At 68.1% G+C, this 20,646-nt stretch carries 18 protein-coding genes; 13 read left to right on the top strand and 5 right to left on the bottom strand.

The window, feature by feature from the left end; genetic code table 11:
• The first annotated feature begins 137 nt into the window (after window positions 1-137).
• A complete protein-coding gene (gene aroQ, locus JOF45_RS12400; protein WP_210050790.1) occupies window positions 138-587 on the top strand; it encodes a type II 3-dehydroquinate dehydratase in 450 nt (149 codons plus the stop codon).
• A 93-nt stretch (window positions 588-680) separates the two neighbouring features.
• On the opposite strand, the gene JOF45_RS12395 is transcribed toward aroQ, so the two are convergent.
• Window positions 681-1,859, bottom strand: coding sequence for a MarP family serine protease (locus tag JOF45_RS12395; protein ID WP_210050789.1), 1,179 nt, complete (start codon window positions 1,857-1,859; stop codon window positions 681-683).
• 229 nt (window positions 1,860-2,088) lie between these two features.
• Between JOF45_RS12395 and JOF45_RS12390 the strand changes: the two genes are divergently transcribed.
• Entirely contained in the window at window positions 2,089-2,766 is a 678-nt protein-coding gene (locus tag JOF45_RS12390; protein WP_210050776.1) for a Crp/Fnr family transcriptional regulator, read from the top strand.
• A 219-nt stretch (window positions 2,767-2,985) separates the two neighbouring features.
• Here JOF45_RS12390 and JOF45_RS12385 read toward each other — a convergent pair whose 3' ends face one another.
• Genes JOF45_RS12385 through sp36 form a run of 3 tightly spaced genes read right to left on the bottom strand, consistent with a single transcriptional unit; the run spans window position 2,986 to window position 4,918 of the window.
• A complete protein-coding gene (locus JOF45_RS12385) occupies window positions 2,986-4,218 on the bottom strand; it encodes a carboxylate--amine ligase (protein ID WP_210050772.1) in 1,233 nt (410 codons plus the stop codon).
• Window positions 4,219-4,237: 19 nt separating this feature from the next.
• The gene (locus JOF45_RS12380; protein ID WP_210050770.1) at window positions 4,238-4,735 is read right to left on the bottom strand and encodes a RidA family protein; all 498 of its coding nucleotides are present in this window, start codon (window positions 4,733-4,735) and stop codon (window positions 4,238-4,240) included.
• Window positions 4,736-4,747: 12 nt separating this feature from the next.
• Complete coding sequence (gene sp36 / locus JOF45_RS12375) at window positions 4,748-4,918, bottom strand: Sp36 family protein (RefSeq protein ID WP_210050767.1); 171 nt, start codon at window positions 4,916-4,918, stop codon at window positions 4,748-4,750.
• A gap of 44 nt (window positions 4,919-4,962) precedes the next feature.
• On the opposite strand from sp36, the gene JOF45_RS12370 reads away from it, so the two are divergent.
• The 5 genes from JOF45_RS12370 to JOF45_RS12350 are packed head-to-tail and all read left to right on the top strand — an operon-like array spanning window position 4,963 to window position 12,903.
• Window positions 4,963-7,152, top strand: coding sequence for a transglycosylase domain-containing protein (locus JOF45_RS12370; RefSeq protein WP_245324231.1), 2,190 nt, complete (start codon window positions 4,963-4,965; stop codon window positions 7,150-7,152).
• Between the two features lie 15 nt (window positions 7,153-7,167).
• Window positions 7,168-8,121, top strand: coding sequence for a metallophosphoesterase (locus JOF45_RS12365; protein ID WP_210050765.1), 954 nt, complete (start codon window positions 7,168-7,170; stop codon window positions 8,119-8,121).
• A gap of 7 nt (window positions 8,122-8,128) precedes the next feature.
• Window positions 8,129-10,009 carry an ABC transporter ATP-binding protein gene (locus JOF45_RS12360; RefSeq protein ID WP_210050764.1) on the top strand — a complete coding sequence of 627 codons (1,881 nt, stop codon included), beginning with the start codon at window positions 8,129-8,131 and terminating at the stop codon, window positions 10,007-10,009.
• Window positions 10,002-11,870 carry an ABC transporter ATP-binding protein gene (locus tag JOF45_RS12355; protein ID WP_210050761.1) on the top strand — a complete coding sequence of 623 codons (1,869 nt, stop codon included), beginning with the start codon at window positions 10,002-10,004 and terminating at the stop codon, window positions 11,868-11,870. Before JOF45_RS12360 ends, JOF45_RS12355 begins: the two co-directional genes overlap by 8 nt.
• A 58-nt stretch (window positions 11,871-11,928) precedes the next feature.
• Window positions 11,929-12,903, top strand: coding sequence for an ion transporter (locus JOF45_RS12350; RefSeq protein ID WP_210050759.1), 975 nt, complete (start codon window positions 11,929-11,931; stop codon window positions 12,901-12,903).
• 135 nt (window positions 12,904-13,038) lie between these two features.
• Here JOF45_RS12350 and JOF45_RS12345 read toward each other — a convergent pair whose 3' ends face one another.
• Window positions 13,039-15,336, bottom strand: a complete 2,298-nt coding sequence (locus tag JOF45_RS12345; RefSeq protein ID WP_210050757.1) for a phosphoribosylaminoimidazolesuccinocarboxamide synthase — start codon at window positions 15,334-15,336, stop codon at window positions 13,039-13,041.
• A gap of 90 nt (window positions 15,337-15,426) precedes the next feature.
• Between JOF45_RS12345 and JOF45_RS12340 the strand changes: the two genes are divergently transcribed.
• The 6 genes from JOF45_RS12340 (at window position 15,427) to purM (ending at window position 20,556) form a co-directional block, all read left to right on the top strand.
• Window positions 15,427-16,440 (top strand): asparaginase, encoded by a 1,014-nt coding sequence (locus tag JOF45_RS12340; RefSeq protein WP_210050755.1) that lies wholly within the window; start codon window positions 15,427-15,429, stop codon window positions 16,438-16,440.
• Window positions 16,440-16,853 (top strand): sterol carrier family protein, encoded by a 414-nt coding sequence (locus JOF45_RS12335; RefSeq protein WP_210050753.1) that lies wholly within the window; start codon window positions 16,440-16,442, stop codon window positions 16,851-16,853. The genes JOF45_RS12340 and JOF45_RS12335 overlap by 1 nt, the downstream gene beginning before the upstream one ends.
• A 191-nt stretch (window positions 16,854-17,044) precedes the next feature.
• Window positions 17,045-17,395, top strand: coding sequence for a helix-turn-helix domain-containing protein (locus JOF45_RS12330; RefSeq protein WP_210050751.1), 351 nt, complete (start codon window positions 17,045-17,047; stop codon window positions 17,393-17,395).
• Between the two features lie 109 nt (window positions 17,396-17,504).
• On the top strand, window positions 17,505-17,795 hold the full coding sequence (locus JOF45_RS12325) for a hypothetical protein (RefSeq protein ID WP_210050749.1): 291 nt from the start codon (window positions 17,505-17,507) through the stop codon (window positions 17,793-17,795).
• Window positions 17,782-19,350, top strand: a complete 1,569-nt coding sequence (gene purF / locus JOF45_RS12320; RefSeq protein WP_210050747.1) for an amidophosphoribosyltransferase — start codon at window positions 17,782-17,784, stop codon at window positions 19,348-19,350. The genes JOF45_RS12325 and purF overlap by 14 nt, the downstream gene beginning before the upstream one ends.
• Window positions 19,351-19,353: 3 nt before the next feature.
• A complete protein-coding gene (gene purM / locus JOF45_RS12315; protein ID WP_210050746.1) occupies window positions 19,354-20,556 on the top strand; it encodes a phosphoribosylformylglycinamidine cyclo-ligase in 1,203 nt (400 codons plus the stop codon).
• Window positions 20,557-20,646: the final 90 nt, after the last annotated feature.

The raw sequence follows: 20,646 nt of genomic DNA, 5'->3' as shown, positions 1-20,646 counted from the left end.
CGCGGGCAAGCCGCCCGCGTCGCTGTGAAGCTTCATTCAGAAGGGACCCTCCGAGGTCGCGCGGCCCCTTCTGCGCGTCCTCAGCTGTACGCTGAGGGGAGCATCGTCCCGTTCATGTCTTTCTGAGGAGTGTTGTCATGGCTGACAGTCCGTCGCGGATCGTGGTGGCCAACGGGCCGAACCTGAACCTCCTGGGCACCCGGGAGCCCGGACTCTACGGCTCCGCCACCCTCGCCGACGTCGAGACGCTGTGCACTCAGACAGGACAGCGCCTGGGGCTGGAGATCGACTTCATGCAGTCCAACCATGAGGGGGCCCTGGTGGACGCCATCCAGGCAGCCCGCGGGGCCGCCCAGGGGATCGTCATCAATCCCGCGGCCTATACCCACACCTCAGTGGCGATCGCCGATGCTCTGCGTGCCGTGGAGCTCCCGGTGGTGGAGGTCCACATCAGCAACGTCCACGCCCGCGAAGAGTTCCGGAAGCACTCCTATGTCTCGCCTGTGGCCGCCGCTGTGATCGCAGGTGCCGGCGTCGAGGGCTACCGCTACGCGATCGAGCACCTGGCCTCCCTGGTGGAGGACTGAGCCCGAACTTCCACAGCTCGTGCAGAGTCCCACAGCCCTATCGGCAGTGGAAGAAGGACAACGTGGTGGAACTCGGAGACGGGAAGGTGCGGCTCAGCGGTCCACGCACTGTCCGGTGGACACTGTCTCCGTGAAGCTCTCAGGATCGGTCAGCACCTCGCCGGCCTGCTGCGCCGTCAGCGCGAAGCCCACGGCGCTGCCCTCGACCGCCCGAGCGAAGACCACACCGATCACGCGGCCCTGCTCATCGACCAGGGGCCCGCCGGAGTTGCCCTGCCGCACATCGGCGTTGAGCTGATAGATCTCCAGCTCGGAGGGCGAGCCTCCGTAGATGTCATTGATCCGGGAGACGTCGCGCGCCTGGACGATGGCCGGACCGGCCACGAAGGGACCCCCGGCCGGATAGCCCATCACGTAGCCGGTGGCACCGGCGTCGGCAGCCTCCCCGATCTCCAGGGCAGGGACGTCCAGGGGATCCACCGCCAGCACGGCCAGGTCCTCAGCCGGATCGAAGTAGACCGTGCGTCCGGTGACCACTTCACCGCTGGCCATCTCCACTGAGGGCTCAGCCACGCCGGCGATCACATGTGCGTTGGTGACCACCCTGGTGGGGGAGATCGCGAAACCGGTCCCCGTCTGGCTCTGACCGCAGTGTTCGGCCACTCCGCTGATGCGCCCCACTGCTGCGGCGGAGTGTTCGGCGGCTTCGGTGAGCTCCACGTCGTCGGGAAGCTCCGCGGAGCTGGGGACCAGCGGCTGAGCGATCTCCGGGATGTCAGACTCCATCACCGCAGTGCGCAGCTGGGCGAACCACGCCTCAGTGCGCTCAGGGACCACAGAGTTGATGCCCTGGAGCACGGCGGACTGCTTCATGTGCTGGTTGATCGTAGGGAAGCCCATCGCCGAGACGGAGAACGACAGTGCGGCGATGACGAAGGCGGCGACCACCAGGTTGACCAGCCCGCCCACCAGCGAGCCCAGGGTGTGCAGCGTGGGTGAGTGGAAGAGGCGCTGGACCTCGGCCCCCGCCGTGGTCCCCAAGGCATGACCGGCGACCACCAGCACGACGGCGGCGGCCAGCACGGCGACCACCCTCCAGACCGGGTCCGAGACCCATTCGGCCACCAGCGGCATGGCGAAGAAGGCCGCCACTGCGCCCACCAGGAACCCGGCGGCACCGCCGACGGTGACCCACAGCCCCTTGCTCAGGCCGACAGCCAGGAAGCCGATCAGCACGATCACCAGAATCACATCGAGCAGGGTGATCCCCATGCATCGCTCCTGTCCGCCGTCTCTCTGTCCAAGTGCCGGAAGTCCTCGGACCCTGAATAGAATGACATACGCTCTGCGAAGATTCCTGGACGTTTCCCGCTCCGGGCTTGACCTGGTAACTTCGTAAGCAGTATCCGACGTCACATTGCCGGAGCCGTACAGCAGTTCTGGGCAGCGTCAGGTATGCTTGATATCTTTTCTGTGCCTCGAGAGGAAGAACGGAAGACCCATGGATCTTGAAGTGCTGCGTCGCGCCCCCCTTTTCGCGACGGTGGATGACGACGTCTTCGCCGCTCTGACTGCGGAACTCTCTGAGGTGGACCTGTCCCGCGGCGCCTCGGTCTTCCACGAGGGAGACCAGGGTGATCAGCTGTACTTCATCGTCTCCGGGAAGATCAAGCTCGGCCGCACCACCCCCGACGGTCGTGAGAACCTGCTGGCCGTGCTGGGCCCGGGTGAGATCTTCGGTGAGATGGCGCTGTTCAACCCGGCACCGCGCACTGCGACGGCGACGGCGGTCTCCGAGACCCGCCTGGCCGGCCTGAAGCACGACAGCCTGCGTGAAGTCATCACCCAGGCTCCGGATGTCTCCGTCCAGCTGCTGCGCGCTCTGGCCCAGCGCCTGAGCCGCACCAACGAGTCCCTGGCCGACCTGGTCTTCTCCGATGTTCCCGGCCGTGTGGCCAAGGCGCTGCTGGACCTGGCCGACCGCTTCGGCCGCCCGGCCCCGGACGGCGTCCTGGTGGCTCACGAGCTCACCCAGGAGGAGCTGGCCCAGCTGGTCGGCGCTTCCCGCGAGACCGTGAACAAGGCTCTGGCAGAGTTCGTCCAGCGCGGCTGGCTGCGTCTGGAGGCCCGCGCCGTGGTCATCCTGGACATCCAGCGCATCCGTCAGCGCAGCCGCTGATCTGAGGCACATACGACGAAGGGGCCGGAGGAATCATCCTCCGGCCCCTTCGTCGTATCAGGACCCCTCCCCTCCCGTGAAGTCCGGATTGCGCCGGGGTTTTGGCCCTTCTCAGCCTCGAAAGCGCCTCATAAGGGCCAGAACCCCGCTCGAATCTGCCGGGTAGCGACCGGGTGGCGACCGGGTGGCGGGGCGGGCCGCTGGCCTCAGACGCGAAGATCAGAGCCCATCGCGCCAGGAGGCGGAGGCGTACTTCTTGCGGTAGCGGGCCGCCCGCACCGCCAACCAGGCTCTGCGCAGCAGTGACCGGTCCCCGCGGTAGTGCAGCGGATTGCCGATCTTCTTCTCACGGATGAACCGGACAACGTCCTCGCGCACTGTGGGCTCGGTGACGTACTCCTTGAGGATGTACTTCGGCACCACGGTGAAGAGCACGTCCTCGTCCACGTAGGTGCAGTCGCCGCCGCGGCGGCCGCGCACCAGATCCTCCACCAGGTGCTGGGCCAGGTTCTGCCCCTGCATCGTGGCGTAGTAGCTGGAGCGGCCCTGGCGCACGTTGACCTCGAGGACTTTGAAGACGCCGTCGCGGGAGTCGTACTTCAGGTCGAAGTTGGCGATGCCGGTGTAGCCGATGGCCTCCAGGAAGCCCTTGAGCTGCTCCATGACCTCACGGTCGAAGCGCGAGATGATGGCGGTGTAGTTGCCGATGGCGCTGGCCTCGTGCTCCTGCAGCACCACCTGGCCGAAGTTCACGAACTCAGCCTCGCCGTCACTGTTGAGATAGAGCACCGAGTCCCAGATGTAGGTGTCGTCCCCGGGAATGAAGTCCTGGATGATCAGCGTGTCCCGATAGCCGCTCGCCTCGATCGTGGCGATGACCTCGCGGACCTCCTCCATGGAATTGACCCGGTAGACCTTCTCCTGGCCGGCGAACTTGTTCCGGTAGTACTCCACCCCGTTGCTGGGCTTCAGGATGGCGGGGAATCGGGAGATCTCCAGGTCCACCGGCTCGCCCACCTGGTGGATGTGGGTCTCAGGGATGGTCAGCCCGTGTTTCTGCGCCAGCGGATAGAAGGCCTCTTTGACCTGCAGCTGGTTGAGCAGCTCCTCGCTCGGGTAGTTGAACAGGTACCGTGCACGGAGCTGCTCGGCATGCTCGATGATCAGCCGGACATAGTGGTCGTTGGTCCCCACCAGCACCAGCGGAAGCTTCTGGGCTGTGCCGGCGTCGAGCTGATCGGCATAGCCGAGCAGCGCCTCGACGAAGACCTCGGCGTCGTCGAGGTTCTCCACCAGCGTCACCGTCTCGATGATGGTGCTGTAGTGGGTGAAGCCCATCTGCACCTTGCCGAGCACATGGGGCTTCACCCCGTAGGCCTCATGGAAGGAGGCCGCCATGTGGTACGCGTTGAGATCGGTCCCCACGATGACGGGGACAAAGTCAGTCTTCATCCTTCAGATGATCTCAGGATCAGGCGAAATGGGCGATCAGATCGACTTCCACCGGTGTGTCCAGCGGCAGGACGTTCACCCCCACGGCGCTGCGGGCATGCTGGCCCGCGTCGCCGAAGGCCTCGCCCAGCAGCTCGGAGGCGCCGTTGATGACCCGCGGCTGTCCGGTGAAGTCCGAGGCGGAGGCGACGAAGCCGCCGACCTTCGCGATCCGCGTGACCCGGTCCAGTCCGCCGTCGTAGTCCTTCAGCGCATGCTTCAGCGCCGCGATCAGGTTGATCCCGCACTGCCGGGCCAGCTCGAAGGCCTGGTCCTCGGTGACTTCGCCGCCGACCTTTCCGGTCATCGGCAGGGCGCCGTCCACCAGCGGCAGCTGGCCGGAGACATAGACGGTCCCGCCGCCGTCGGGACCCTCCACCACCACGGCGGGCTGGTAGGAGGCGACCGGCGGGACGACCTCAGGGATGCTGATCCCGGCCTGGGCCAGGCGCTGCTCGACCTCGGATGAGCTGTTCATCGCAGCCTCCGCTCAGCTCTTGGGCCGCTTGAGGTAGGCCACCGGAGCGTTGCCCTCCGGCCCGGGCAGCACGGTGACGAGCTCCCAGCCGTCCTCGCCCCACTGATCGAGGATTCCCTTGGTGTTGTGAATGATGAGCGGAATGGTGGCGTATTCCCACTGGATCGGTTCCGAAGCAGACATATCCCCACCCTAATGGACTTGACCATCCGGATACCATAGAGCCTATGGCGTCTCGTAAGTCCCCCCTCTTTGACACTGCCACTACGGTCGGCAAGATCATGTCCTTCCTGGGCGTGAGCGCGCTGTGCGGCCTGCTGGCAGCGGGACTCATCTTCCCCTTGGCAGCCACCGGCGGCGCCGCAGCGGCCGCCGGCTCCGACATCCTCGACGAGCTCCCCACAGAGCTCCACGAAGAGCCGCTCTCGACGCCGTCGCGCATCTACGCGAACGACGGCGAGACCGAACTGGCCACCTTCTACGCGGAGAACCGTGAGCCGGTGGGCATCGACGAGATCTCCCAGGAGATGCAGGATGCGATGGTCGCCATCGAGGATGAGCGCTTCTACGAACACGGCGGCGTGGACGCCCGCGGCGTGACCCGTGCGGCCATCCACAACCTGACCTCCAGCACGCAGCAGGGCGCCTCCACCCTGACCATGCAGTACGTGAACAACGTGCTGATCAACGCCGCCTACCTGCGCGGCGAGTCCCGGCTGACCATCTCCGGCACCGGCGAGAAGACCTACGCGGACAAGCTTCAGGAGATGCGCCTGGCCGTCTCGGTAGAGAACGAGATGACCAAGGAGGAGATCCTCGAGGGATACCTCAACATCGTCCTGCTGGGCGGACGGAACTACGGCGTCGAGGCTGCCGCCCAGTACTACTGGGGCGTCTCCGCCTCCGAGCTGGACATCCAGCGCTCCGCCGTCCTGGCCGGCATGGTCCAGTCCCCCAACGGCTACAACCCGGAGGTGAATCCGGAGGCCTCCCAGGCGCGCCGCGACGTGGTCCTGGACGCCATGTTGGAGACCGGCAAGATCACCCAGGACGAGTACGACGAGGCCGTGGCCGTGGATGTGGCCGAGGACCTGGAGATCAACCGCGAGGAGGCCGGCTGCGTCTCCTCCGACATGGCCAACTACTTCTGCGACTACGTCGAGGAGAGCATCCTCAGCGATGACACCTTCGGCCCGGACCGCGAGTCCCGCCAGGAGCTGCTGAACCGCGGCGGTCTGCGCGTGGTCACCACTCTGGACCCGGACACACAGCAGAACGCCGAGGAGGAGGCCCGGGCGGCCGTCCCGGCCGATGACCCGGAGGCCGTGGGCACTGCGCTGAGCACCGTGGAGCCCGGCACCGGCAACATCCTGGCCATGGCGCAGAACACCACCTACGACCCTGACGCCGAGGGCACGGGCAACACCACCATCAACTTCAACGCCGACTTCGACTACGGCAACAGCGGCGGCTTCGCAGCCGGTTCGACGCTGAAGCCCTTCGTGGCCGCCGCCTACCTGGAGGAGGGCGGCTCCATGGACGACGAGATCGACGCCTCTGAGGACCACTACCCCCAGTACGACACCTGGGACGCCCACTGCCTGCCCAACGGCAGAGCCACGATCCTCGACGACGACGGGTGGTCGATCGACAACGTCGCCGATGACGCCGAACGCGAGATGACAGTGGACTACGGCCTCTACTACTCGGTGAACACCGCGACGGCGGCCACCGCCAAGGGCGGCGACCTGTGCACCATCACCGAGCTCACCGACCGGCTGAACATCCATAACGCCTACAGCGGCGCCGGCCTGGATCCGTCCAACCCGTCCTTCGTGCTGGGTGCTGAGGAGGTCGCCCCGCTGAACCTGGCAGCGGCCTACGCAGCCTTCGCGGCCGACGGCGAGTACTGCACCCCGCGCGCCATCAGCGAGGTCACCGACACCCACGGCACCGAGTACGACGTGGCTGAGTCCGACTGCGAGCAGGTCCTCGACGAGGACGTGGTGGCTGAGGTCAACGACTCGATGATCAACATCGCTGAGGGCCAGATCGCCAACAACAACCCGAACTTCCCGATGGCGGGCAAGACCGGCACGAACGACACCTCCTCCTCCACCTGGTTCATGGGCTTCTCACGCGGGCTCTCCACAGCCGCCTGGGTGGGCCGCTACGACGGCAACGAGCAGCTCTACGACCGTTGGATCGACGGGCAGCACTACGAGGAGTTCTACGGCTCCACGATCGCCGGACCCATGTGGCTGGACTACATGAACGCAGTGGGCGAGAACTACAGCACCGAGGACTTCCCCGAGTCCGATGACTCACCGTTCGACGACCGCCGCGATATGAGCCGCTACGCCAACAGCGGAGGCGGCGGAGGCGACGACTCCGACGACGGAGACGACGATGACTGATCGAGGGAACGCCCGATGAGGGCATCCGCTGTGTTCACCGGCCTCGGCGCATGCGCCGGGGCCGGTGCTCTGCTCGGAGGGGCCATGCTCGTCTACGGCCACCGCGTCGGCCTGACCCGGTTCACCACCAGGGAGGTCCAGGTCGGACGCCGGCGGACTCCGGAGCAGAGGCCGCTGCGCATCCTGCACATCTCCGACATCCACCACGTCCCCGGACAGCGGCAGAAGGTGGAATGGATCCGCAGCCTGGCCGAGCTGGGACCGGACCTGGTGGTCAACACCGGGGACAACCTCTCAGACCATCACGCGGTCCCCGAGGTGCTCGAAGCCCTGGATCCGCTGCTGGAGATCCCCGGGGTCTTCGTCCCGGGGTCCAACGACTATTACGCGCCCACGCGGAAGAATCCGGCGCGGTACCTGGTGGGGCCCTCCCAGCTGGACGAGCATGCCGTGGAGCTCCCCTGGCGGGAGTTCTTCGAACAGCTGAGCGACCGCAGCTGGGTGAACCTGACCAACCGCACCTGGAGCGCCGAGGTCGCGGGGCATCGCCTGGAGTTCTCCGGCGTGGACGATCCGCATATCGACCTGGCGGAGTTCCCAGGCTGGCCCGCCGAGGAAGACTCAGCCGCAGCTGACCGCAGCAGCGCCACGCTGCGGATCGGCGTCGCCCACGCTCCGGTGCGCTCGGCCCTGCAGGACTTCGCCCGGCAGGACCCGGGCAGCGGCCAGCGCGCCGACCTGGTGCTGTGCGGACACACCCATGGCGGGCAGATCTGCCTGCCGGGTGAACACGCCCTGGTGACCAACTGTGACCTCCCCCGCCGGCAGGCCAAGGGCCTGAGCAGCATCCGCACACCTGACGGGCATGTCGTGCCGCTGCATGTCTCTGCGGGCATCGGCACATCGGCCAAGGCACAGGTCAGATTGAACTGTCCGCCTGAAGCCACGCTCCTGACCGTCTATCATTAGTTGTCATATGCAACAGAATGGTCTCTGGAGAACCCTGCGCCGGCTCGACCCCTACCTTGAGGGCCGCCGCATCCGCTGGGCCCTGGGGCTGATCTCCGCCATCGGCGCCGCCGTCGTCGCCCTGACCATCCCGCAGGTGCTGCAGGTGCTGGTGAACTCGGTCCTCGCCGAGGGGGCAGGCGCCCGCACCGTATGGATCGCCGGCGGGGTCATCCTGATGCTGGGGGCCCTGGAGGCCGGACTGATCTACATGCGCCGGTTCTTCGTCATCCCACCCTCCTCCGATGCCGAGACGGCCATGCGCACCCGGCTCTTCGACCGGCTGACCGACCTGCCCACCGCCTTCCACTCCGCCTGGGGCGCGGGCCAGCTGCAGTCACGAGCCATCGCAGACCTGAACCTGCTGCGCCGCTGGTTCGCCTTCGGAGCCCTGATGCTGGTGACCTCTGTGGTGGCGATGCTGGTGGGCTTCACCCTGATGTTCACCCTCTCCCCGCTGCTGACACTGGTCTTCCTGCTCGCCGCAGTGCCGGTGCTGGTGATCGGGCCGCGGTTCCGCCGGCTCTTCGTCCACTACTCGCGCGCCTCTCAGGACCAGGCCGGAGAGGTCGCCACCGCTGTGGAGGAGTCCGTCCACGGCATCCGGGTGCTCAAGGCATTCGGCCGCGGGAACCACGCACTGTCCGGCTTCACCTCCGAGGCCGATCAGCTGCGCCGCCTGGAAGTCTCCAAAGCCCACACGTTGGCCCGCTTCCTGGCCGCCATGGTGCTGCTGCCCGAGACCATCCTCGGACTGTGCCTGCTGATCGGGCTGTGGCAGGTCGCCCATGAGGAGACCACCGGGGTCACCGTGGGAGCGCTGGCCGCCTTCTTCGCCACCGCGGCCGTACTCAAAGGGCCCATCGAGAGCGTGGGCATGCTGCTGGGCATGACCTTCACCGCCAAGACCGCCATCGACCGACACATCGAGGTCATGGACACCGAGAACACGATCGCCTCCCCCGCCGAGCACGGCGGAGAACCGGTCAGCCCGCCGGAGCTCGGCCGGATCGAGCTGGACGACGTGCGCTTCAGCTATCCCGACGCCGAGCCGGACGGTCCCGCCGACGGGCGCTCCGAGCTGCTCGACGGCGTCACCCTGACCGTGGAGCCCGGAGAGACGATGGCATTGGTCTCCGGCACCGGCGGCGGCACCTCCACTCTGCTGAACCTGATCCCGCGCCTCTATGACGTCACCGGCGGCAGCGTGCGGGTGGACGGTGCAGATGTGCGCGACTTCGACCTGGCCGATCTGCGCTCGAGGATCGCCGTGGCCTTCGAGGACCCCACTCTCTTCTCCGCCTCTGTGCGCGGCAACGTCCTGCTGGGCACAGTCCATGAGCGCGACGACGACGATCCCCAACACCCGGCCCGCGCCCAGTCCCCGGCGCGTGAGGAGCTGGAGGAGGTCCTGGCCGAGGCGCTGCGGATCGCCGACGCCGACTTCGTCGAGGACCTGCCCGAAGGTGTGGACACCCGGATCGGCGAGGAAGGCCTGAGCCTCTCCGGCGGCCAGCGTCAGCGCCTCGCCCTGGCCCGGGCCATCGCCGCCAAGCCCTCCATCCTGCTGCTCGACGACCCGCTCTCCGCCCTGGATGTGCGCACCGAGGAGCGGGTGACCGCCCGGCTGCGCGAGGCGCTGACGGGCACCACGACGCTGTTGGTGGCCCATCGCCCCTCCACGGTGATGCTGGCAGATCGGGTCGCCCTGCTGCATCAGGGGCGCGTGGCCGCCGTCGGGACCCATACCGAGCTGTTGGGCAGCAGCGCCCTGTACCGCAGAGTGATGAGCACCGGAGCGGCGGCCGCCGGTGTGGACGCGCTGCTCGAGGAGACTCCCCATGGCTGAGCAAGCACCCGAAGACCGGGCAACAGAGGACCGGTTCAGGCATCTGCGCGGCACCGCCGGCGAGGAACAGGTGGAGCTGAGCCGTGAGGAGCGCCGCTTCATCCGCCGTCGTTCGTGGTGGCTGCTGGTCCGGCTCTCCGAAGGCGTGCGGCTGAAGCTGCTGCTGACCGGTCTGGCCGTACTGGTCTCACAGGCTTGCCAGGCGGCCACTCCGCTGATCGTCGCGTTCGCCATCGACTGGGGGCTGCCGCGGCTCAGCGAGGGTCAGAGCTCCGGGATGTGGCTGCCGGGAATCGCCTACATCGCCTGCGCGGTCATCGCCGCCGTACTGATCTTCCTCTACACCCGGATGACCGCCGAAGCCTCCCAACAGATGCTCTACCGGCTGCGCCGTGAGGTCTTCCGCAAGACCCAACAGCTGAGCCTGGACTTCCACGAGGACTACACCTCCGGCAAGGTCATCTCCCGGCAGACCTCCGACCTGGAGTCGCTGCGCGAGCTGCTCGACGGCGGGGTCAACTCACTGGCACAGGGCCTAGTGTTCATGACCTTCACCGCGGCCAGCATCTGGCTCATGGACTGGCGCTCCGGGCTGCTGCTGGTGGCCGCGATGATCCCCATCGCGTTGTTGGCCCGCTGGTACCAGAAGAACTCCGAGGTGGCCTACCGGCGCACCCGCATCTCCTCGGCACGGATGATCGTGCACTTCGTCGAGACGATGACCGGCATCCGGGCCGTGCAGGCCTTCCGCCGCGAGGGCACCCGCTCCCGCCAGTATCACCGGCTGGCGAAGACCTACCGGGATGACATGGTCCGCTCCATCGGACTCTTCGGCGTCATGCAGCCCTCCCTGGTGCTGATCGGCAACCTCACCGTCACCGCAGTGCTGCTCTGGGGCGGCTTCCGGGTCCTGGACGGGGGCCTCGGCGTCGGGGTCCTGGTGGCGCTGGTGCTGGCCACCAAGCGTGCCTTCCAGCCGCTGGACATGATCGCGATGTTCTACAACTCGCTGCAGTCGGCCACCGCCGCGCTGGAGAAGGTCTCCGGGCTGCTGGAGGAGGAGCCCACCGTCACCGAGGCCGAAGACCCCCAGCACCTCGAGGAGGCCCGCGGCGAACTGGAGTTCACCGACGCCGAGTTCCGCTACCCGGCCCGCGGGCAGAACGACGCCGGCCCGGTGGTGCTGCAGCGGATGGACCTGCATATCCCTGCCGGACAGACCGTAGCCGTGGTGGGACGCACCGGTGCCGGCAAGTCCACACTGGCCAAGCTGCTCGCCCGGTTCTACGACGTCAGCTCCGGCAGCGTGAAGCTGGACGGCATCGACCTGCGCGATCTCGCCCTGGAGGACCACCACCGGCACGTGGCCATGGTGACCCAGGAGGCGTTCCTGTTCTCCGGCTCCGTGCGGGACAACATCGCGCTGGGCCGCCCGGATGCCAGCGAGGAGGAGATCATCGCAGCCGCCCGCGCCGTCGGGGTGCACGAGTTCATCGAGGCGCTGCCCGAGGGCTACGCCACCGATGTGGCCACCCGCGGCGGGAGGCTCTCCGCCGGGCAGCGCCAGCTGGTGTCCTTCGCCCGGGCGTTCCTGGCCGACCCGGCCGTGCTGATCCTCGACGAGGCCACCTCCTCCCTGGACCTGCCCAGCGAGCATCTGGTGCAGCAGGGGCTGGAGCGGCTGCTGGGCCAGCGGACCGCACTGATCATCGCCCACCGGCTCTCCACTGTGGCCATCGCAGACCGAGTGCTGGTGGTGGACGAGGGACGGATCGTCGAAGACGGCAGCCCGGAGGAGCTCATCGCCGCCGGCGGCTACTTCGCGCGGCTGCACTCCGCCTGGCAGAACTCCCTGTCCTGAGGGGCGCGCTGCGGTCCCGCTTCAGCCGCGGCACCTCGGTGCGGATAAGCTGTCCGAGATGGCCGATTCTGTCTCCTCCGCGACCGCTGACCCTCGCAGCACCTTCCGAGTGATCCTGGGCGAGTGGGTCGAATCCACCCGCATCCAACGACTGATCATCCTGGTGATCCTGCTCAACGCCGCAGTCCTGGGCATGGAGACCTCCCCTGCTCTGATGGACTCCTTCGGGACAGTGCTGGTCAGCGTGGACACCGCCTGCCTGGCGATCTTCGTGGTGGAGATCCTCCTGAAGCTGATCGCCTTCGGGTGGCGGTTCTTCCGCGACCCCTGGAACGTCTTCGACTTCCTGGTGGTCGGCGTCGCACTGGTTCCGGCCGGAGCAGGCCTGGAGGTGCTGCGTACTCTGCGCGTGCTGCGTGTCCTGCGGCTGATCTCCCAGCTGCCCCAGCTGCGCAAAGTGGTCGGGGCGCTGCTGGCCGCCATCCCCGGGATCCTGTCCACCGGTGCGCTGCTGGCGCTGATCTTCTACGTCTCAGCCGTCATGGCCACCACGTTCTTCCGCGAAACCATGCCCGAATACTTCGGGAACCTGGGGTCCTCTCTGTTCAGCCTCTTCCAGATCGCCACGCTGAGCTCCTGGGAGACCATCGTCCGCCCAGCGATGGACGAGCACTCCTGGGCCTGGACGTTCTTCATCCCGTTCATCATCCTGGCCGCCTTCACCGCGCTGAACCTGATCATCGCGGTGATCGTCGATGCGATGAACACCCTGCACGACATGCCCAGTGCGAAGCTCGGTAAGGACCCGCAGGAGAACCTGGAGGAGGGCGCCGCGGAGCAGGCTGAGGGGGACGCTGAGCGCGCAGAGGCGGTGGCCGGCGTCGGGACCGGTGAGGCCGGCGTCGGGCGCCGTGGTGCCGGCCTCGGCAATGCCGAGGGTGAGCCCACCCGGGACAACGAGATCCTCTTCGAGGAGATCCGCGCGCTGCGGACCGAGGTCGCCCAGCTCAGCGAGTCCCTCCGCACCCGCTGACACCGCCACCCATCACCCAGGCGATTCGAGCGGGGTTCTGGCCCTTTTGAGCCCGAAAACCCTTCCATAAGGGCGAAAACCCCGCTCGAATCGCCTGTGGGGACGAATCGCCTGTGGGGACAGTGGGGAGGGAGGTCAGAGCTCCAGAGCCTCGCCGGTGAGCCGCTGGTAGGCGTCCAGGTAGCGCTCCCGGGTCGCGGTGACCACGTCCTGGGGAAGCGCCGGGGGGACGACGCCGGAGCTGCGTTCCCAGCCCGAGGCCGGCGAAGTCAGCCAGTTCCGCACGTACTGCTTGTCGAAGCTGGGCTGAGCAGTACCCTCGGCCAGGTGCTGCTCCCAGCTCTCGGCGGGCCAGAAACGGGAGGAGTCCGGGGTGAGCACCTCATCGGCGAGCACCAGCTGACCCTCGGCGTCCACGCCGAACTCGAATTTGGTGTCGGCCAGGATGATGCCGGCCTCACGCGCCCGCTGCTCAGCCAGTGCGTAGACCTTCAGCGCTGCATCCCGCAGTCGGGCGGCCTGCTCGGCGCCGATGGTCTGCTCCAGCTGGGCGAAGCTGATGTTCTCATCATGGCCGCCCTGCTCCGCCTTGGTGGAGGGGGTGAAGATCGGCTCGGGCAGCCGGGATCCGTCCTTCAGACCCTCCGGCAGGGCGATGCCGGTGACCGTCCCCTGCTCCCGGTACTCGGCGTAGCCGGAACCGGTCAGGTAGCCGCGGACGATGGCCTCAGCCTCGATCATCTGCAGGCGGCGCACGATGACGGCCCGGCCGGCCACCGCCTCGGGCACTTCGGTGGACACCACCTGGTTGGGGATGCCCTCGGCGGCCAGCTGCTCGAACCACCACAGACTCATCTGGGTGAGGATCTGACCCTTCTCCGGGATGCCGGGGCTCAGCGCAAAGTCGTAGGCACTGATGCGGTCGGTGGCCACCATGAGCATGACGTCCTCGCCGTCCCAGGCGGAGCCCGGGGCCGGAGCGTAGAGCTCACGGACCTTGCCGGAGGACAGGTGCACCCAGCCCGGCAGCTGTGGGACCACCTTGATCTGACCGGCCAGGGCCTCGCGGGCGATGTCGCTGCGGTGCTGGGCGCCCTCCCACGAGATCTTCTCCACTCCGGCGTAGGCGCGCTGCACCGCCTCCTCCAGTGTCGAGCCGGTGCCCACCACGGCGAGCACGCGCCCACCGGCGGTGACCAGCGGGCCGACGTCGGGGTCTGTGGGATCCTCAGCGCGGGCCGTGCCGGCGTGGAGCACGGCCACGCCCTCCAGCTCCGCAGCTTCCTGAAGGCCGCTGATCGGGTCACCCTTCCGCGGGCTGTCCGGGTAGTTCTGGGCGGCCAGCACGACGTCGGCGGCGTAGCCGTCCCGCCATTCCAACTCCGTCCCCTCGCGCTGGAGGCGCTGCCCCAGCGTTCCGGTGGCACAATCCATCAGCAGCTGGCCCAGCGGGGTGGCCAGACGCTCCAGGACCGCTTGGGTCTCCGGGTCGCCGAAGCGGGCGTTGAACTCGACCACGCGCACGCCGCGGGAGGTGACGGCCAGGCCGCAGTAGAGCACCCCCACGAAGGGAGTTCCGCGGCGGGCCATCTCAGCCACCGTGGGGCGGGCGACGCGCTCCATGACGATGCCGGTGAAGTCCAAAGTGGTGCCGGACTCGGGGCCCCCGACATCAGGGCCCCGTGCGGATGCGTCAGCATCCGTGCGGGCCGCGTCAGGGACGGTCTCGGTGTAGCCCTCCAGCCAGTCCAACGGGGTGTAGGCGCCCATGCCGCCGGTGTTGGGGCCCTGGCCGCCGTCGAAGATGCGTTTGAAGTCTTGGGCGGGGCTCAGCGGGACCAGGTCCTCGCCGTCGGAGAGCACGAAGAGCGAGACCTCGGGGCCGTCCAGGAACTCTTCGATGACCACAGAGCCGCCGGCCTCGAAGCAGGCCTGCGCGTGGGCCACGGCCTCAGCGCGGCCCTCGGTGACCACCACGCCCTTGCCGGCGGCCAGACCGTCGTCCTTGACCACGTAGGGGGCGCCGAAGCGGTCCAGAGCGGCCTCGGCGGTGCTGAGGTCCTGTGCATGTACCGAGCCTGCGGTGGGAACCTGCGCGGCCTCCATGATCTCCTTGGCGAAGGCTTTGGAGGCCTCCAGCTCGGCGGCCTGGGCGGAGGGGCCGAAGACCGGGATGCCGGCGGCGCGGACGGCGTCGGCGACTCCTGCCGCCAACGGGGCCTCGGGGCCGATGACCACGAGGTCATAGCCGCGCTCGGCGGCGAGGGCGGCCACGGCTGCGCCGTCCTCGGCGTCGACCCTGTGACAGGTCACGTCCTGGGCGATGCCGGCGTTGCCGGGAGCCGCCTCTACGGTCCGCACCGCCTGATCGCGCAGAAGTGCTCGGATGATCGCATGCTCTCGGCCTCCGGGGCCCACCACCAGTACCTTCACAGGCACCAGCCTAACCGGAACACACCCGGTATGAGGCCGCTCGAGTGCAGGTGCGGACCCGGGGCAGGGCGCGGTCCTAGACTGGAGCCTATGAGCAGCGCAGACACCGCAACCGTCGCAGAATCCGCCGAGCTCGCCGTGGTCACCCGGGCCGGGGCGGTGGAGTCCCGGCACATCGGCTCCGCCGTGGTGATCGGCCCCGGAGGCCAGACCCTGCAGAGCGTGGGCGCCCCGCAGAAGCCGACCTTCCCGCGCTCCACGCTCAAGCCCTTCCAGGCGATCGCCTCGCTGCGCGCCGGGGCGCTCATCTCCCCGGGGGCGGTGGCATTGGCCTGCGGCTCCCATGTGGGATCCCGCAAGCATCAGGAGCTGGCTGCGCAGGTCCTCGCCGATGAGGGCCTGGACGAGTCCGATATGAGATGTCCGGCGGCGCTGCCCTCCCGTGAGCTGGACCTGAAGGTCCACATCGAGGCCGGCAAACAGAAGACTCCGCTGGCCTTCAACTGCTCGGGAAAACATGTGGCCTTCCTGGCGGCCGCGCGCACGCAGGGATGGCGCCTGGCGACCTACACCAAGCCGGAGCACCCCCTGCAGCAGTCAGCCCTGGAGGTCATCGAGGAGTACTGCGGCGAGGCGCCCGGGGTGGTCGGCGTCGACGGCTGCGGCGCCCCCGCGCCGTCGATCTCACTGACCGGACTCGCGCGCGGGTTCGGAAGGATCGCCTCGGCCACCTCGCGGCGCGACGCCGAGGTCCACGCCTTCACCGTCAATCAGGCGATGCTCGACTACCCCTGGGCGGTCCACGGACGCAATGAGGCCAACACCGTGGTCATGGAAGACCTGGGGCTGCTGGCCAAGCTCGGCGCCGAGGGCGTGCTGGTGATCGCGGCCCCGGACGGCACCGCTGCGGCGGTGAAGATCCTGGACGGCAGCCAGCGCGCCGCAAACCTGGTGGCGCTGAGTCTGCTGGCCGGCCAGGGCGTGGTCGAGGTGGAGGCTCTCGGACCGGTGCTGAAGAAGATCATCAAGCCCATCACCGGGGGCGTCGACGGCGAGCAGGTCGGCAGCATCCGCCTCTCCGACGAGCTGCTCGCTCACCTGTGATGGCACGCCGACGGATCAGTGCGGCAGAGGGGCGCGCAGCAGTCGGACAGTGGTCGGCGTCGCAGGCCTCCGGGGAGGATCCCGGCCGGAAGGTGACCGCCGCTGCAGTGCGCTACCTGCTGGAGGAGCTGGCGGAACGCGCTCCGGGCAATTCTGTGGAGGTCAGGGTCCCTCCGTTCGGCGTGACCCAGTGCGTCGAGGGACCCAGCCATACCCGCGGCACTCCCCCGAACGTCGTCGAGCTCTCCGCCCAGACGTGGCTCAACCTGGCCGTGGGCCGCCTCAGCTGGGAGCAGGCCGCTGAGGCCGGGGAGATCTCCGCCTCCGGCATCCGCGCGGACCTCAGCGCGGTCCTGCCGCTGCTGCGGCTGAGGCCCGACGCCGACGTCGCCGGTGAGCGCGGGCCCGCCTGAGCAGCAGCCACAGCGGGCGCCGCCCACGGGCGCCTCAGGTCACTGCCCACGGGCGCCTCAGGTTGCCGCCCACGGGTACCTCAGGTCACGGCCACAGGTGCCTCGACCACGGCCCCACAGCCGCCTCGATCGCCACATTTTCCATGTTTACCTTGAAGACTTTTGGCTGACCTGCGGCCTTTAGTAGGTGGGTGCCGCATCCCAGACCCAGCGCCGAGCAAGCCGTCGCCTTCGGCGCGCGCCTGCGGCAGCTGCGACAGGAGCGGCACTTCTCTCTGGAGCAGGTGGCCCTGGAGACAGATATCTCCCTCCAACATCTGAGTCTGCTCGAGCGCGGCCTGAGCGATCAGGCCAAGCAGACTCCGGCCAATCCACGCCTGGGCGTGCTGCTGCAGCTGGCCCAGACGCTGGAGACCGACATCGCCGAGCTCATCACTCCGCTGAGCGGCAGCCTCCTCGAACAGGCAGAGCAGCAGGTCGAGGACGCCGAACAGCGCACCGGAGACGGCTCGCAACCCACCCGGCGCGCTGACCGCGGCTGAGCACAGACGGGCACACGTGCCTCAACCGGACACACCTGACGCAGCGGGCACAGACCTGCGCAGATGCTCCGGGACAGCAGGGATCCCCACAGGCCGGTAGACTGAAGACATGTCTTCTCAGGTCCCCGCCGATCGCCAGGTGACGGTCCGCCCCACGCCCAAGCTGGTCCCCTTCCTGGTGGCCGGAGTGCTTGTAGCGCTGGTGGCCGCCGTCGTCGTCGTGCTGATCACCGGCCCCGCCGAGGACTACGCGCTGGCCGCATCGATCGGCTACCTCACCCTTGTGCTCTCCCTGGCAACGGTGTCGGTCGCGGCCGGCATCTGGTTGTTCCTGGAACGGCGCTCCCGCCGTCGCACCCGCACCTACTCCGCGACAAGGAGTCAGAATGACCCGAGCTGACGGCCGGCTCAACCACAACCTCCTGGACGAGGATCCCCTTCCGCAGGACGAATGCGGAGTCTTCGGCGTCTGGGCCCCGGGCGAGGAGGTCTCCAAGCTCGCCTACTACGGCCTCTACGCGCTGCAGCACCGCGGCCAGGAGTCCGCGGGGATCGCCGCCTCCGACGGGCAGTCCATCCGTGTGTATAAGGACATGGGCCTGGTCTCGCAGGTCTTCGACGAGTCCACGCTGACCGCGCTGAACGGTCATATCGCCGTCGGACACTGCCGCTACTCCACCACCGGCGGCAACCAGTGGTCCAACGCCCAGCCCACCTTGGGCGACAGCCCCTTCGGCACTGTGGCACTGGGACACAACGGAAACCTGACCAACTCCGCCGACCTCTACGACCGGCTGGTGGAACGCCACGGCACCAAACCGTCCTTCGGAGAGCTGGGCCACGGCAACACCACCGACACCGCGCTGGTCACCGCCCTGCTGAAGGATCAGCCCGGCGAGGACCTGGAGGAGCAGTCGCTGAACCTGCTGCCCACTCTGAAGGGCGCGTTCTGCCTGGTCTTCATGACCGAGAACACCCTGTACGCCGCCCGCGACCCGCAGGGCGTGCGCCCGCTGGTGCTGGGACGGCTGGACCGGGGCTGGGTGGTCGCCTCCGAGCAGTCAGCTCTGGCCACCGTAGGCGCCTCCGTCATCCGAGAGATCGAGCCCGGTGAGTTCATCGCCATCGACGCCGACGGGGTGCGCTCCCACCGATTCGCCGAGTCGGCCCCGGCCCGCTGCGTCTTCGAATACGTCTATCTGGCCCGCCCCGACGCCGCGATCAACGGTCGTTCGGTCTACGAGTCCCGCGTCGATATGGGCCGCCAGCTGGCCCGCGAGGACTCCCACGACGCCGACATCGTGATCCCGGTCCCCGAATCCGGCACACCCGCGGCGGTGGGCTACGCCGAAGAGTCCGGGCTGCCTTTCGCCCAGGGCTTCATCAAGAACTCCTATGTGGGCCGGACCTTCATCCAGCCCTCCCAGACGCTGCGACAGCTGGGCATCCGGCTGAAGCTCAACGTGCAGGCCCACGTGGTCAAGGACAAGCGTGTGGTGGTCGTAGACGACTCCATCGTCCGCGGCAACACGCAGCGGGCCATCGTGCGGATGCTCAAGGAGGCCGGTGCCAAGGAGGTCCACGTGAAGATCTCCTCACCGCCGATCAAGTGGCCCTGCTTCTACGGAATCGACTTCGCCACCCGCGCCGAGCTGATCGCCAACGGCGCCACGATGGACGAGATCACCCAGGCCGTCGGAGCGGATTCGCTGGCCTACATCTCCGAGGACGGCATGATCGCCGCCACCGGTCAGCCGCGCTCGTCGCTGTGCACCGCCTGCTTCTCCGGGGAGTACCCCATCGAGCTCCCCCCGGAGGAGCGCCGCGGCAAGATGCTGCTGGAGCAGCCCTCGCTGCCCGGGATGAAGAAGCGCGCCCAGACCGGCTGCGAGCCCGGTCCGGACTCCGAGTTCGAGCTGGATGAGAACGAACCCCCGCTGAAAGAGAAGGTCTGACCCTTGAGCGAACCCATCACGTATGCCTCCGCCGGTGTGGACGTGGAGGCCGGGGACCGCGCCGTCGAGCTGATGAAGGCTCATATCGAGGCCACCCACGGCCCCCAGGTGATGGGCGGCGTCGGGGCCTTCGCCGGCCTGTATGACGCCTCCGAGCTCAAGCGGCTGCCGCACCCGTTGCTGGCCACCTCCACCGACGGTGTGGGCACCAAGGTGGCGATCGCTCAGGCGATGGACAAGCACGACACCATCGGCTTCGACCTGGTGGGCATGGTGGTCGACGACATCGTGGTCATGGGCGCCAAGCCGCTGTTCATGACCGACTACATCGCCTGCGGCAAGGTTGAGCCCACACGCATCGCCGACATCGTCTCCGGCATCGCGAAGGCCTCCGCTGAGGCCGGCACGGCCCTCGTCGGCGGGGAGACCGCCGAGCACCCGGGCCTGCTGGGTGAGCACGAGTACGACGTCGCCGGTGCCGCCACCGGCGTGGTGGACTCCTCCGCAGTGCTCGGCCCGGAGCGGGTCCGCGCCGGTGACGTGGTCATCGGCATGAAGGCCTCCGGCATCCACTCCAACGGGTACTCCCTGGTCCGCCGGGTCATCTCCGCGGCCGGATGGGACTGGTCCCGCCAGGTGCCGGAGTTCGGCCGCACCCTGGGTGAGGAGCTGCTGGAGCCCACCCGCCTCTACACCCAGCCCTGCCTGGACCTGATCACCGCGCTCAACGGCGATCCCGCTGAGGGACACATATCAGGGGCCTCCGCCGAGGGAGGGTTCCCTGAGAACGCGGAGCGTTCTGAGGGCCTCGGTGGGGATCTGCCCGTGCGCGGCTTCAGCCACGTCACCGGAGGCGGCCTGGCCGCGAACCTGGCCCGCGTGCTGCCCCACGGGCTCATGGCCACAGTGGACCGTTCCACCTGGTCCTGGCCGGCCGTGTTCAACGTGATCGCAGAGCTGGGCGGCGTACCCCAGGCGGACCTGGAACGCACGCTGAACCTCGGCGTGGGCATGGTCACCGTCGTGGCTCCGGAGAAGGCGGACGAGGCCGTGGCTCACCTCAGCGCCGCAGGTCAGAGCGCCTGGGTAATGGGCGAGATCGCCGAATACTCACCGGAGGACGTCACCGGCGCGGGCGATGACTTCGTCCAGGGCGCCAAGGGCGTGGACGGCGGCGGCGTGCTGCTGCGCGGCTCCTACGCCTGAGCAGGCGATTCGAGCGGGGTTCTGGCCCTTATGATCGTCGAAATCGGCTGAAAAGGGCCGAAACTCCGCTCGAACCGCCAGAATGGGGAG

It is taken from the genome of Nesterenkonia lacusekhoensis (assembly GCF_017876395.1).
Lineage (GTDB): Bacteria > Actinomycetota > Actinomycetes > Actinomycetales > Micrococcaceae > Nesterenkonia > Nesterenkonia lacusekhoensis.
The sequence above is the reverse complement of the archived record's forward strand: the minus strand, read 5'-3'. Positions and strand labels throughout refer to the sequence as shown.